Source organism: Pseudoalteromonas sp. PS1M3 (assembly GCF_016865405.1).
Classification (GTDB): Bacteria; Pseudomonadota; Gammaproteobacteria; order Enterobacterales; family Alteromonadaceae; genus Pseudoalteromonas; species Pseudoalteromonas marina.
Window position 1 is genome coordinate 651,052 of record NZ_AP022624.1, and the last position, 14,445, is coordinate 665,496.

At 39.3% G+C, this 14,445-nt stretch carries 11 protein-coding genes; 6 read left to right on the forward strand and 5 right to left on the reverse strand.

Translation table 11 applies throughout. The features are described 5' to 3' along the window. The first annotated feature begins 29 nt into the window (after positions 1-29). Both dinB and PS1M3_RS03075 read left to right on the forward strand, forming a co-directional pair. Positions 30-1,082, forward strand: coding sequence for a DNA polymerase IV (gene dinB / locus PS1M3_RS03070; RefSeq protein WP_203986210.1), 1,053 nt, complete (start codon positions 30-32; stop codon positions 1,080-1,082). Positions 1,083-1,198: 116 nt separating this feature from the next. Beyond that, the gene (locus PS1M3_RS03075; RefSeq protein WP_203986214.1) at positions 1,199-2,734 is read left to right on the forward strand and encodes a leucyl aminopeptidase family protein; all 1,536 of its coding nucleotides are present in this window, start codon (positions 1,199-1,201) and stop codon (positions 2,732-2,734) included. A 51-nt stretch (positions 2,735-2,785) separates the two neighbouring features. Here PS1M3_RS03075 and PS1M3_RS03080 read toward each other — a convergent pair whose 3' ends face one another. Together PS1M3_RS03080 and PS1M3_RS03085 are read right to left on the reverse strand one after the other, a co-directional pair. After that, a complete protein-coding gene (locus PS1M3_RS03080) occupies positions 2,786-4,423 on the reverse strand; it encodes a methyl-accepting chemotaxis protein (RefSeq protein WP_203986216.1) in 1,638 nt (545 codons plus the stop codon). A 200-nt stretch (positions 4,424-4,623) separates the two neighbouring features. Then, positions 4,624-6,849 (reverse strand): S9 family peptidase, encoded by a 2,226-nt coding sequence (locus PS1M3_RS03085; RefSeq protein WP_006794284.1) that lies wholly within the window; start codon positions 6,847-6,849, stop codon positions 4,624-4,626. A gap of 113 nt (positions 6,850-6,962) precedes the next feature. On the opposite strand from PS1M3_RS03085, the gene PS1M3_RS03090 reads away from it, so the two are divergent. Together PS1M3_RS03090 and PS1M3_RS03095 are read left to right on the forward strand one after the other, a co-directional pair. Beyond that, complete coding sequence (locus PS1M3_RS03090) at positions 6,963-7,361, forward strand: HIT domain-containing protein (protein ID WP_203986219.1); 399 nt, start codon at positions 6,963-6,965, stop codon at positions 7,359-7,361. Between the two features lie 32 nt (positions 7,362-7,393). Then, complete coding sequence (locus PS1M3_RS03095) at positions 7,394-7,921, forward strand: protein tyrosine phosphatase family protein (protein ID WP_203986221.1); 528 nt, start codon at positions 7,394-7,396, stop codon at positions 7,919-7,921. Positions 7,922-7,967: 46 nt separating this feature from the next. On the opposite strand, the gene PS1M3_RS03100 is transcribed toward PS1M3_RS03095, so the two are convergent. Next, entirely contained in the window at positions 7,968-9,656 is a 1,689-nt protein-coding gene (locus PS1M3_RS03100; protein WP_203986223.1) for a Zn-dependent hydrolase, read from the reverse strand. A gap of 289 nt (positions 9,657-9,945) precedes the next feature. Here PS1M3_RS03100 and PS1M3_RS03105 point away from each other — a divergent pair, with 289 nt between their 5' ends. Further along, a complete protein-coding gene (locus PS1M3_RS03105; RefSeq protein WP_006794280.1) occupies positions 9,946-10,785 on the forward strand; it encodes an HDOD domain-containing protein in 840 nt (279 codons plus the stop codon). A 71-nt stretch (positions 10,786-10,856) separates the two neighbouring features. On the opposite strand, the gene rdgC is transcribed toward PS1M3_RS03105, so the two are convergent. Next, the gene (gene rdgC / locus PS1M3_RS03110; protein WP_006794279.1) at positions 10,857-11,774 is read right to left on the reverse strand and encodes a recombination-associated protein RdgC; all 918 of its coding nucleotides are present in this window, start codon (positions 11,772-11,774) and stop codon (positions 10,857-10,859) included. An 84-nt stretch (positions 11,775-11,858) separates the two neighbouring features. Continuing rightward, complete coding sequence (locus tag PS1M3_RS03115) at positions 11,859-13,625, reverse strand: ATP-binding protein (protein ID WP_203986225.1); 1,767 nt, start codon at positions 13,623-13,625, stop codon at positions 11,859-11,861. Between the two features lie 386 nt (positions 13,626-14,011). Between PS1M3_RS03115 and PS1M3_RS03120 the strand changes: the two genes are divergently transcribed. Further along, a complete protein-coding gene (locus PS1M3_RS03120; RefSeq protein ID WP_006794277.1) occupies positions 14,012-14,377 on the forward strand; it encodes a response regulator in 366 nt (121 codons plus the stop codon). Positions 14,378-14,445: the final 68 nt, after the last annotated feature.

Sequence of the window (14,445 nt, forward strand, 5' to 3'; positions counted from 1 at the left end):
TGTATAAATAAACAGTCTTTATTGTGGTGATGAAAAAGTTTATACACATAGATATGGACTGCTTTTATGCGGCGGTAGAAATGCGAGACAACCCAAAGCTCGCAAATGTACCGCTTGCTATTGGCGGCAACAGTCGGCGTGGCGTGCTATCTACCGCCAACTATATAGCCAGAGAGTTTGGCGTGCGCTCTGCGATGTCTAATTACCATGCTAAGCAATTATGTCCCGACTTGGTTATTGTGCCCGGACGTATGGCTGTTTATAAAGAAATATCGAGCCAAATACGCGAAGTGTTTAGTCGTTACACCCACCTTGTAGAGCCACTTTCTCTTGACGAAGCCTACCTTGATGTTACTGACAGCCAAGCATGTAAAGGCAGTGCGACACTCATTGCTAAGCAAATAAGAGCTGATATATATAACGCAACAGGGCTAACTGCTTCTGCTGGTGTGGCCCCAGTTAAATTTATTGCCAAGATAGCCAGTGATGAAAATAAGCCAAATGGCCAATTTGTTGTACTGCCTAATGAGGTTGACCCATTTTTAGAACAGCTGCCGCTAGGAAAAATTCCCGGTGTGGGTAAAGTGACACTAGAGAGATTAAATCTTAAAGGGCTTTATACAGGGAAAGATGTGCGTGGAAAAGGGGTGAACTGGATGCAGCAACACGTTGGTAATTTTGGTGTGTCGCTTTATCAAAAATGTGCGGGAGAATACATTGGTAGCGTTTCAACCGAGCGAATACGTAAGTCTTTAAGTGTTGAGCATACCTACGAATACAATAAAACCAGTCTGCAAGAATGCTTGGATCAGATCCCTAGCTTAATAGATGAATTAACGCGTAGGCTTGATAAGCAACAATTACAAAATCGTATTAATAAATTAAGTGTAAAAGTGAAGTTTGCTAATTTTGTGGTGACCTCAGCCGATCAGGCTTATCATCAATTAAATACTGAAATTTTTGTTCAGTTACTTACTAAAGCGTATCAACGTGGTTTGCAGCAACCTGTTAGGTTATTAGGCATTGGCGTCGGTATTAAAAGCCAGCCTGAGCATAATTTACAATTGAGTATTTTGGATTGATGCGTGACGCATTTACAAAGCGTTTTAGATAAATTAAACGCTTATCGCATCTTACTGGTCTTCAATATACAAATCGACGATAATAAAGGTCTATGTTTTTAACAGGATCTGTATTTATGGCATACCCTAAAGCTGTGTTAGCCCAATTAACAAGCGCTAGTCTTGAATGTGCATCACATGACGCACTGATCATCATAAGTGATGACTTTTCTAAATTACCTAATAACTCTCTTCGCGATGCCGTTTTAGCTCAGTCAAAAATTGATGCGCGCATTGGCAAGCAGGTAACCTTACTTGTTATTGAAAATAAGCGTGTAATTTTAGCGCCAACGGGGCCGCTAAATAGAGACTACGACGATGTTCGTCGTTATTTTGATGCCGCTAAACTGGCAATCAATGAAGCCAAGTTATCAGGTAGTGTTAATCCAGCATTGTTTTTACCAAGTTTGTCAGGCGATAGCCGTTATCAGCATGCGTTAGAAGTTTCATTTTTAGGTATGTGCCAAGCACTTTGGCAGCCTTTAGAAGCGCGTGAGTACCACGGCGAAAAGATTGAGCCGATAGCCACTATTGGGCTAATTAATGCCAGTTCACAAACAGTTAAAGCTGTTAATGCTATTGCGGCTGGGCAGTATGCTGCTCGTGATTTATGTGGTACCGAGCCTGAGCGCATGGCGCCACCTCGCTTTGCTGATTACTGTGTTGATTTATTTAAAGGCACAAATATAGCCGTTGATGTAATAGACGATATTACGGCTATTGATAAAAATTACCCTATGTTAAGTACTGTTGCGCGTGCATCTTATGCGGTTGAGCGTCATCATCCACGAGTTGTTAAGCTTGAGTATGTGCCTGAGGGCGAAGTTACCCGTACTCTTATGTTTGTTGGTAAAGGCCTAGTTTACGATACCGGCGGTGCAGATCTAAAAGTGGGTGGTTATATGGCGGGTATGAGCCGTGACAAAGGCGGTGCTGCCTCGGTTGCAGGGTTTATGAAAGCCGTGGCTGACTACCAACCAGAAGGTGTGAAGGTTATTGCTTACCTAGCGGTTGTGCGTAATTCAATTGGGTCTGACTGTTTTGTACCTGATGAGATAATTACAAGCCGTGAAGGTGTGCGCGTGCGTATTGGTAACACGGATGCTGAAGGGCGCTTGGCAATGGGTGATCTACTAAGCGAAATGAAAGATTTAGCTAAAACAGAGGTTAACCCTACATTATTTACTGTTGCAACGCTTACAGGTCATGCCGCACGAGCAATGGGTCCTTATGGTGCCTATGTAGAAAATGGCCCAGCAAGGCTTGCTAAAGTTTCGCGCCAAATTGCTGATTGTGGCGATTTATGGGCTGATGGTGCAGAAGTATCGCGATCGCGCCGTGAAGATTACGACTTTATTAAGCCTCGTACCTTGGCGGATGATGTGCTTTCAAGTAACAACGCAGCTTCTGCAGTAACGGCACGTGGTCACCAATTCCCTATGGCGTTTTTAGCTGTTGTTGGCGGGTTAGACAAGCACGGAACAGACTCTACACAGCCGTTGCCATACGTGCATATGGATATTGCCGGTAGTGGTGTTGAAGGTGGTGATTGGCAACATGGCAAACCAACAGCCGCATCTGTTGCTAGTTTATTTGCCTGTTACTGCTTATAAACAGTTAACTATTTAAATGAAAAAGCCCTGTTCAACAGGGCTTTTTTTTACTTAGTTTAATTTGAATCGATTAACAATAGATGAAAGTTCGGTACTACTTTTTTTGAGCTTGTCACTGGCGCTATTGAGTTGCTTGGTATTATCTAACGATTGCTCAGTTGATTGAGATAAATCGTTTATGCGCAGGTTCACTTCATCTGCAGCTTGAGTTTGCTGCTCTGTTGCACGTGCAATTTGGCTGTTCATTTCAGTGATAACAGATACGAGTCGTTCAATTTCATTGAGTGAGTTATTAGCAGAGGATGCCTGTTCAACGGTTGATACAGAAAGCGTTTGGCTGGCTTTAACTGCGTCTACAGCCGCCCGGGTACCTTCTTGTAGTTTACTGATCATTGATTGAATTTCGTCAGTGCTTTGTCCTGTTCTACTGGCAAGCGTACGTACTTCATCGGCAACGACTGCAAAACCCCGACCATGCTCACCAGCACGTGCGGCTTCAATCGCAGCATTAAGCGCGAGTAGGTTTGTTTGTTCAGAAATACTTCTAATTACATCCAGTACAGAGCCTATGTTCTGACTTTCATTTGCTAAGTCTTCTGTTACACGACTTACTGTCTCGATGTTTGCCGAGAGTGTTTCTATGGCGGTAATTGTTTCTGCGACTACATGTTTACCCGTTAAAGCGTTATGTGCTGCATCATTAGCGGCTTGCTCTGCGGCTTCTGCGTTGCTGCTCACATCATGTATTTGATGGGTCATTTGCTCCATTGCCGCTGCAACTTGTGTCGAGCTGTCGTTTTGTAGCTCTATGAATGATTGGCTAGTTTTTGTTGAGTCATCAACTGTGTGTGCGTGTTCGTTAACATCGTTTGCGCTTTGCGACACATGTACTAACGATTCACGCATTTTTGAAACAAATAAATTAAATGAATGCGATAGCTTCGAAATTTCATCGTTACCTTCTTCATTTAAAGTGCGGGTTAAGTCGCCTTCACCCTGCGAAATATCTTTCATCATGTTGGCGGCAAGTCGTGTTGGTAGTAATACACTACGCCCTATAAAGTAACTAAACACAATAACAGCTATGATCATCACTACGGCGTTTAAAATAATAAGGTTACGTTGAGACGAAAAAGCAGCATCTATGGTATCTAAATATACACCTGAGCCAATTATCCACTGCCATTGGTTAAACCCTTTTACAAAGGCAACTTTATCAACGGGTTGTTCTTCACCGGGTTTTGGCCACTTGTAAGGAATAAAGCCTTCGCCATCTTTTTTAGTAATATTAACCATTTCAACAAACAACGCTTTACCGTCTGGATCTTTATTGTTAGTTAAATCTTTACCTTCAAGGGCGGGTTTTATTGGGTGCATTACCATTTCTGGTTGGTAGTTGTTTATCCAAAAATAATTAGTTTTGTCATAGCGTAAAGCACGAATTGCATTCATTGCTTGCGTTTGTGCCTGCTGCTGTGTGAGTGTGTTGTTTTGTTCAAGTGTGTGAAAGTGTTCAATAATACTATAAGCGGTTTCCACTACATTTTGTGTTTTTAGGTATTGTTCGTATTTAAGGGCTTTATATTGGTTGTTTAAGCTAGAAACACTCAATACAATCAAGCCAAAAATAACAATGCCAACCAACATAGCAAAACGCTGAAAAATACTAAAACGTCGAAGATTAAGCATGTGCGTATCCTTTAATTATTTGCACAAAAAAGTGCACCAAATAAGTTTAGTAAAAATATGGGTTTAATCTAGGGCTAGTTTATATTTCGAGGTTAAATTTAAAGCTGTATTTGGGGCATTTAACTAAGGCTGAGTTTAAGACTCTTTTTAAATAAAAAAGGCTGATTAAAAATCAGCCTTAATAAGTTAGTTACTGTTTGTTATTTAACATCAAAATGACGGTTAAAGAAATTTGTAATAGTTTGGTGTAAATGTGTTTGAACTTGCTTACCGCGCAAGCTATGTTTTGAACCTGGGTAGGTCATCATTTCAAACTGTTTTTCACTGTCTTGTAGTTGTTTAAATAGTTTAGTTGCATGAGTAAACAATACATTGTCGTCTGCCATACCGTGATAAATCATTAGTGGTCCCTTAAGACCATCGGTATATGGAAATACTGCGCTAGCTTCATAACCTTTTGCATTTGTATCAGGGTGACCTAAATAACGCTCTGTGTAATGAGTGTCGTATAATGCCCAATCAGTTACCGGAGCACCTGATACACCGGCAGTAAAGTAGTCACCAGCTTTAAACATGGTCATAAGCGCCATATAGCCACCGTAGCTATGGCCGTAAATACCAATGCGTTTAGCATCTACGTAGTCAAGTGTACGTAAAAATTCAACGCCTTTAATTTGGTCGCTTACTTCAACGTCACCTAGGTTTTTGTATATCGCGTCTTCAAACTTTTTACCACGGTTGTACGAACCACGGTTATCAAGTTGAAAAATTACATAACCTTGCTGCGCCATATATTGAAAGTATAAATTTTTACTGCGCCAGCTGTTTGTAACGCGTTGAGCATGCGGGCCGCCGTATACGTTAACAATGACTGGGTGCTTTTTACCCGCACTCATATTAGTTGGTTTGAATAAGCGGTAATGCATTATTTGTCCATCGTCGGCTTTTAACGTGCCGTACTCAGGTGTTGCTAAATTGCTCAAATAAGGTGTAAGTGGGTGGCTGTTATCTAGCTTGTTTTCTTCAAGCCAAGTAATAAATTCGCCGTTAACTTTACGCAGTGCTGCCGACTTAGGCTTATTAACAGAAGAACTTGTGTCAATAAAGGTTTTATTATCTTTTGCTAGCACTACGTTGTGGTACTGGCCTTCTTCAGTAATTCGTTTAGAGTCACCTTTTTTAAATAAAGGTGCGCTATATAAGTGGCTTTCAAGTGGTGTGTCTTTTCTGCCAGCAAAGTACACAATGCCTTTTTTCTCATCAATGCCTTTTAGGCTATCAACAGCCCAGTCACCCGATGTAATTTGACGAACTAATTGTCCATTTGTGCGGTAAAGATAAAGGTGTTTAAACCCATCACGCTCAGAAGCCCACACAAAGTGTTTTTTGTCTTTTAAAAAAACGAGGTCAAAATGTAGGTTGATCCATGTATCGCTGTTTTCGGTTAGGGCTACTTTTTGCTGTTTAGACTCAGAGTCATAAAAGCGAAGTTCGAGTGTTTGTTGCGAACGGTTTTGCCACTGGTAAGAAAGTGTTTTGCTGTCTTTTAACCATTTAGCGCGTGCAATGTAAATATCTTCGTCTTTACCTAAATCAATCCAATCAACATGTTGGTTGTTTAATTTAACCACACCGAGTTGAATTTTAACGTTGTCGGTACCGGTAAATGGATAACGTTGATTAAATAGCTTTACTTCGTCAGCGTATATTTCGTTGCGAATAGCTTCTTTAACAGGTGACTCATCAACACGTGTATAAGCAATTTTAGTTTCATCGCCCGACCACCAGTAGCCAGTCATGCGGCTCATTTCTTCTTGCGCTACAAATTCGGCCATACCATTTTTAATAACGCCGCCACCGTCTTGGCTTAATTGAATTTCTTTACCTGAATTAAGAGCTAACGCGTATAGGTTTTGTTCGCGTATAAACGATACATAGTTTCCTTTTGGCGAAAAGCGTGCATCGGTTTCAAATGCATCTGTGTTAGTTAGCTTTTTACTTTTAGCTGAGGCTAAGTCGTAGTAGTACAGATCGCCATTAAGCGGAAATAAAAGTGCTTTGCCATCGGTTGACCATGTGTATTCTAGAATACCTTTGCCAAAAATACGTTGGCGTTCGCGGCGTGCTTTTTCTTCGTCTGATAGGTTTTCAGGGCCAGAAAATAATTCGGCTGAATCGACCAATACACGATTAGTGTTATCTTCTAAGTTGTATTCCCACAAATCGTAGCGGTTGTAGTCGTCAGTTTTACCCTGTAGGTAAGTTACACGGCTTCCATCTGGCGAAAATTTAAGTTGAACGGGAGATTTGCCTGAGAGGCTTGGATCATCAAAAATGCGCTCTAGCGATAAAGGTTTTGCTTGAACACTGATAGCGCCCACAATCAGTGGTACAGCGAGTGAGAGGTGTTTTATTTTTTTTAGCACAAGGTTACCTTAGCTCAGTATAAATATTATTTTGAATGGTAAAGCCAAGCGTGTGCAACTGCAACTAAATGCTATAAAGTAGCAATTATTAAAGATTAACAAGGAAAAACACAATGACAGATAGCGACTTTGAACTGGCCGTTGAACTTAAACGAGATTGTATAGAGTTAGCCGATTGGCCACTGTGCAAGGTGCTTTTATTAAACGATAGCCTATACCCGTGGTTTGTATTAGTGCCAAGGCAAGCTGGTTTAAAAGAAATAATCGACTTATCTGAAGACGATCAAGTGGTGTATTTAAAAGAGTCTGCAAAACTAAGTAAGTTACTTATTGAGGTTTTTAACCCAGATAAATTAAACGTCGCGGCTTTGGGGAATATGGTGCCGCAATTACACATTCATCATATTGCACGATTTAAAACTGATAAGGCGTGGCCTGCGCCAATATGGGGTAAGTTTGCGGCGGTCCCTTACACTGAAGAGCAAATAGAAAAAATAAAAACACGTTTTTAAAAGCGAAAACATTTACACAAGTGAGGATTAATATGAAATTACTTAAAACCCTGAGTACTAGCTTATTTATTATTGCGCTATCGGGCGGTTATGTTACAGCTACTGAGCCGCTAAATAATACTGAGGTTGTAAAAAAGGCAGATATTAAGAACTTTGCTGCTCATAGCAACCTTGTGTATTCGGCTGCGCAGCCTAGTAAAGAGCAATTAAAGCAATTGTCTAAAGCAGATGTGAAGCACGTTATAAATTTACGTGGAGCAAATGAACAAGATTGGGATGAAGGCGAGTTTGTTCAGGCGCTTGGCATGGATTATCACGCATTACCTATTTCTGGCGCGCAAGATATTACAGTAGAAAATGCCCGCAACCTAGCCAGTTTACTTAAAAGGCTAAACGGTGAGCCAGTTTTGGTTCATTGTGCAAGTAGTAATCGGGTCGGTGCTTTAATCGCTTTATCAGCCCATGAAGACGGATTAAGCGTTGACGAAGCACTCGAAAAAGGAAGACGTTGGGGGATGAAAAGCCTTGAATCTAAAGTGCGTGATGTTATAAGCAAATAAAAATAAAGGCGTTACAAGGTTAACTGTAACGCCTTTTTAGTTTTAATTAGTTAAGACCAAGTACGTCTTTACCTTGTTTAAAGGTCACATCTACAGGGATGTTTGCTTGGCTTAGTTTTTCTAAATCTTTGGTGAGAGACTCTTTAATATCACCATGGGTTGCAATCAGCTGGTCGACTTTTTGGTAATCGCCGTCACCTTGCAAAGTTAAAATTAGACGAGAAAGCTTCGCCATAGCAATACTCATTTTTTCCATATTAACGCGGTAAAAGCCTTCTTCATTTTTAGAAAATGCGCCTTCTTGTGCAAAAAAGTTAAAGCGAATCATATTTGCTTTACCGTGTGCACTTGACGCGCCAAAGCGTACTGAGCGGAAAATACCGGCCATAAAAGTAATGTAGTAATCTTCAATGGTTCCTTCGCTGATTTCGCCTTTATTTAATAATTGCTCAACCATGTATAAACCTAAAATGTCGGCTTTACCTTCTTCAAGTGCGCTTGCGTGCTCTTGTAATGATTGGCGAACCGTTCCTTTACCCGTAATGGTATTTTTGATACCTAAACCATGCGCTACTTCATGGAACATGGTGTTTGCAAAAAAAGCATCAAAGGTAATGTGCTTTCGTTGTTCAGGCACGATTAACTGCTCTGAAATAGGCACTAAAATTTTATCAAATTTAGCGCGCATAGCATTTTTAAGTTGTAGGCGGCGCGTGCCTTTTTCTAACTGTACCTGTTCATCGTTAGGTAAGTTGATTGCAATGGTTTTGCTGCCTGCATTTGAATGACCTGCATAATAAACAACGTCGTAGGCGTTTAAGTCAGCATCTGAACCAGGTACTTCGTGTTTATATTTGTCATCAACAGGTAAACCTTTTTGAAGTTCAGGCAAAAAGGCTGCAAATTTGGCAAGACGTTCGCTCCACTTTAAATCTTTGATTAATACATAAGATTCATAGGCAGTACGGTAGCCAAATAGTTGATCTTCGTACGTTTCAATTGGTCCAATAACAACATCAATGGGGTTGTTTTTCATGTCCATCCACGCAAAATCAGAAACCTGAAAGTCATCTTTTTGCAGCGCGTCCGCACGAAGATTTAAGTAATTTGCAAATTCTTTATTGTCGGCAAGTTTGCTAGCTTGGCGAAGAAGGTCGGCTGCCTGTGCAAGTTCTGTTGCGTACTCTTTTGAGTAAGGCACACTGTAAAGCTTGCCTTGTTCGTCGCGTTTGATAATTGAGTATAAGCCTGTTTTGTCTTCAACGTCTGCGTTGTTAAGCTCTTCTTTAGTTATATCCGCTGGGTAAAACTGCGCACCTAATGGCTTTTCTTTATAACCTGAAAGGAACGTTTCATCGCCATTTAAACGATCCCACGGGCCGTAGTTTATGTCAGCAAATTTGCGAATTTGTTGATCGGTTAGCTTTGCTAAAAATGTCTCTTTATCTTCACCAAATGCTTGTTTCCAAAATAAGGCATCCATTATTTTTGACGCATCTATAAGGATGACAATCATTGCTTTTTGATTGTCACTCAAGTGTGATAAATCGCTTTGTAAGCTAAAGTCGGTGTATATATTTAAGCGTTGTTCATCAACATTAATAAGCTCAGGCCCCATTACTTTTACGGGTGTTTGCGATGTGGTCTCGGCAGGTGACGAAGGTTTATCTGAACACGCACTCAGAAAAACAACACCAGAGAGTAAAATGGCTTGGCTAATTTTATTTAAGATCATTATTTTGCCTATTTAAAAGTTAATTTAATGATAAGTAGATGCTTGTTGGGAGGCTCGTTGACGGCACGCTACTATATTGTGCCAGCATTAAAGCAAACCTAAACAGTAAATAGCAAGTATTAGGCGGTGTATGGGCAATAGTGTCGTTGAAAATGAGAGACAGAAATAAAGTTATAAAATTTTCTTAACTTTAACGGTAAGTTAGGCAATACTGATTGTAAGTTCATTATTATAAAAATTAACTGTTGTAGCGTGTAGTAATATTACAACTAAAAAGGATGACTGCTTTATGTCTACAGAGAATGCATTATTAACAATATTAGTTGATAGAATAAATAACGATACGCTTGTATTACCTACACTCCCTGAGGTTGCGATTAAAGTTCGCCAAGCTGCAGACGATCCTGAAGTTAATTTGATGCAAATGTCGGAAGTTATTTCACAAGACCCTTCGTTATCTGCTCGTATGATCAAAGTGGCTAATAGTGCAATCATGGGACGTGCGGTTAAGGTATCTACCTTACATCAAGCAGTCACCCGTATTGGATTGCGCCAAATTAAAAATATAGCGACAGCGATGGCAATGGAACAACTATTTGTTTCTAACAACGACCTTATTAAAGGCTATATGGGTAAGGCGTGGCAAAAAACATTAACGGTGGCGAGTCATTCCATTACGCTAATGGAGTTTTACTTACAAAATAATAAACGTACCTCGTTAAATCGCGACTCAATTACCTTAGCTGCCTTAGTTTATAATATTGGTGTGCTGCCTATCTTAACTGAGGCTGAGCGTCACCCTGAAGTGTTTGCAAATCCTAGCTTTTTAGCACATGCCATTCAAAAACTAAGTGGTAAAATTGGCTCATCAATCATGGATGCGTGGGAATTTCCTGCAGAGTTCTCCGATGTAGCACTAAGTTGGGCAGATCCAAGCTATAAACCAGAGCAAATAAGTTATGTAGATTTTATTCGAATTGGGGCTATTTTAGAGGGCACTTTGCAGGTATCTGATAAATCAGCTGCTTTACAAACGTATATAGATAAAGGTGTTATTTCATCTATGCAGTTGTTCTCAAGCGATGAATACAATGAAATGCTTGCAGATGTAAAAGACATGTTTAGCTAATTAAGCCTTAAATTTAGCGCAATAAAAAAGCACGATTTAATCGTGCTTTTTTATTGCCATTAAACTTTCGGTTATGGATTGGCTAAATCATCTGCATCGCCTAAACCTTGGGTTAGCTCTTCTAACAATTGTTTAATTTCTTCTGATGCTAAAATGAAGTCAGCATCAAGTTTTACTGCCATATCTTCTTTAGGTATGTCAGCGTTTTCTTCTTTCAGTGTATCTGAATAACTTAGACGTTTAATTGAGCCATCATTTTGAAGCATGAATTTAACACGTTCTTGCCAATCGAGGGCAAGCTTGGTAACGCGTTTACCACTTTCAAGATGTGATTTAACTTCATCACATGACAAGTCATGGCCTTTTAATTTAACTTGCGCGCCACTGTCATCAGCTTCTTCAAGCTCAGCGTCAGAACCAATTGCAAAGCCTTCAGGTGTGCTGAAGTTAGTTAGCCAATCAGTTAAAAATACATCAAGGTCATAATTTGCAAATGCAGGCACAACTGGAAGCGTACCTAACGATTTACGTAACAGTGCTAACAGCTCTTCAGCTTTATTAAAGCTTGCACTATTAACCACAACCCAACCGTTTTCTTGGTCAATAAATGCAAATTGTAAGCTCGACTTTTTAAATGCTTGCGGAAGTAGGGTGTGAAGAATATTTTCTTTAAGTTCGTCTTTTTCTTTCTTTTTAACAGGGCGGTTTTCTTCAGCTTCGATTTGGTCAACTTTTTCGGCAACTAATTCGTTGATGACTGATGCCGGTAATACTTTTTCTTCGCGTTTAGCACACACTAAAATACTTTTTTGAGAGAAGTGAGAAAGTGCTTCGCTATGCTTTCCAAATGCTTTCGTCCAGCCAAACGTAGAGAGCTCTTGACCTGTGCAAGGACGAAATAGATCTTGTTCTAATGCTTTATCAAAGTCTTCTTGTGTGTACGAAACATCTTGTTTAAAGCGGTAACAAATAAGGTTACTAAACCACATAGGGGAGATAATCCATCTGAAAAATTTGCTCAATCATAGCAATAAAAGTCGCTCCTCGAAATGACTGATTAACGACTATTTGAATTAGCTTTGATTGAATATAGACAGAGGCTTAGCCATGTTTTTAGGAAATTGTATAAAATAGTGCAATCCTTGGCCAGGTTCGCTTGTCGCTTCAATTGAGCCGCTTAATGTCTGTTTAACTAAATTAAACATTATGTGAGTGCCCAAACCACTACCACCTTCATCTCGTTTTGTGGTGAAAAACGGATTGAATAATTTTTCAAGCTGCTCAGCGGTGACTCCGTTGCCGTTGTCTTTGTAGTTAATGGTTAGGTTGGTTTCGTCACTTGTGATGTTAATGTCCATAACACCATTGTCTTTACCTTCAAAACCATGAATAAGCGAATTAACGATGAGATTAGTAAATATTTGGCTTATGGCGCCGGCTGGCAAATTTAATACTAGGTCATCAGGGCATTGTAGATTAATAGTGTGCGATGTTTTTTTCAATTTAGGGTGAAGCGATCGAATTACTTCATTTACATAATCTTTAAAGTTTATGGTACGCACAGCTTCACTGGCTTGGTCTACAGCAATTTGCTTAAAACTTGCAATAAGGTCAGAGGCTCTATCTAAATTTGTTGTAAGCAAGCTTGTGCTTTGTTTTGCTTCGTTAATAAACTCTTCCAACGCCTTAGGGGAAAGTGTTTTTTCAGCATAGGCACTTTCTAACTTATTTAAACGCTCTTCTAAAAATGATACTGCAGTAACGCCGATGCCAATAGGCGTGTTTATGTCGTGAGTGATCCCCGCAACTAGGCCACCTAATGCCGCCATTTTTTCTGTACCAACGAGTCGCTCTTGAGCCAGTTTTAATTCATCAATATAGCGTTGAGATTCCGCTTGTTTGGTGATCAGTTCTTTTTCGGTACTGCGGCGAAGGTCTACCTCATCTGTTAATACTATTTTTTGTTTTTCTAATTCATATTTTTGCTGTTGTAATTCCATCATTGCTTGACTTAAGTTAGACGTTTTACGCGCAACATCCTGCTCTAATTGTATGTTATGTTGGTCTAACTTCTCGTTGCTAACAATTAATTTATTTTGAGTTCGTTCAAGCTCTTTTCTGTACTGAACCACCTTATCGATTAAGTTATTAAAAGAGTGTTCCATTACCTTAAGCTCATTGTGTTCTTCGGTCTCAATTTCGATGTGTTGCCCTTCTAGCTCATCGAGTTGCAGGTTTTCAATTTGTTCGGTGAGCTGATAAAGCGGGTCGGTAAGTAGCTTTCTAAAGGCCATTAAAAATAAAATAATTAAGAATGTAGTCTTAATCATGGCATTACCAATCAAAAAGTAGATTGATACCATTATTATGCTTAATACAACTTCTCGACTTGAAAATAACGTAACATCACCGACTTGTGTGGCTCGTCCTGAAAATTCGAATATGAGTGGAAATGTATACCCAAACAAGCCCGATTTAGAGTCTTCTAGCATGGCTTCTTCTTGGACAAGTTGCTGGCTATAGAGTTTATGAATATCTAAAGAGCGACCAAGCTGCGAAATAACTTCACCACTGTCATCACGCACTATGATCCCTTCTATCATGGGGATGGCGAGTAGCCCTTCTGCGGTGGTGATTGTTTGTTTTGTATTAAGCTCCCAAATAGCTCGTGTTAAGCTACGGCTGAAGGTTTTTTGTAAGGTTGCTAATTCATCTTTTATGTAATCTTTAGTGTTTAAATACTCAGCAAGCACCTGCCCGCATGTCACTACAAAGGTAAGCAAAAAATAGACCGATAACACACTGGTCAGTAATCTTTTAGAAAGGCTTTTCTGTAGCATGAGAGGTCAACAATTCCTTGAGATATAATTAAGTATTTACACTACTATTTAAAATTTAGTCAATAAATGCTTAAAAACAAATAATAAATGATTTATTTTATGATAAATAAGGGCTGATTTTTGCTTTTGTTTGCCACATACTAACTGCTTAAGAGTGTTTGTATATTATTGATTAACTAGTTTTTGTTTGTTTTTTATACTTTTAAGTAATAATAAACTATCCCTTTTGGCTTGTTAAGTTTATTCAATAATAGATTGTTACAAAATGTGGACAAAAAGCCCAGGTATTATGTTGTAAATATAGGTACTATTGCACTGGGGTATGAGCTTACCAACGACAGCCGCCCTTAACGACATTAATTATGCTTATTTAGTAGTTTTATAATATGAATTTTTCTATTTTAGTGTGTGATGACTCAACAGTTGCACGAAAACAAGTAATCAGATGTTTGCAACAGTGTATAGATGCAGATATTCAGCAAGCTACAAATGGCGCACAAGCTATTGAATTACTGAAAACTAACCGCTTTGATTTGCTATGCTTGGATTTAACTATGCCTGAGATTGACGGCGTTGGCGTTCTTGAATACATAAAAACAAACAAGATTGAGTGTTTTGTACTTGTGATTTCTGCTGATATACAAGAGAAAATGAAATTACGTGTAGCTCAGTTAGGTGCTATCGATTTTATTAATAAACCAATAGATAAAACAAGAATGGACAATATTTTGCATAAATTTGGCATTCATTAGGTTTTTTTATATCGAAAAAGGCTGTTTTATCTTTTAATTTGCACTTGACAGCATAGCCTTTGTTAAGG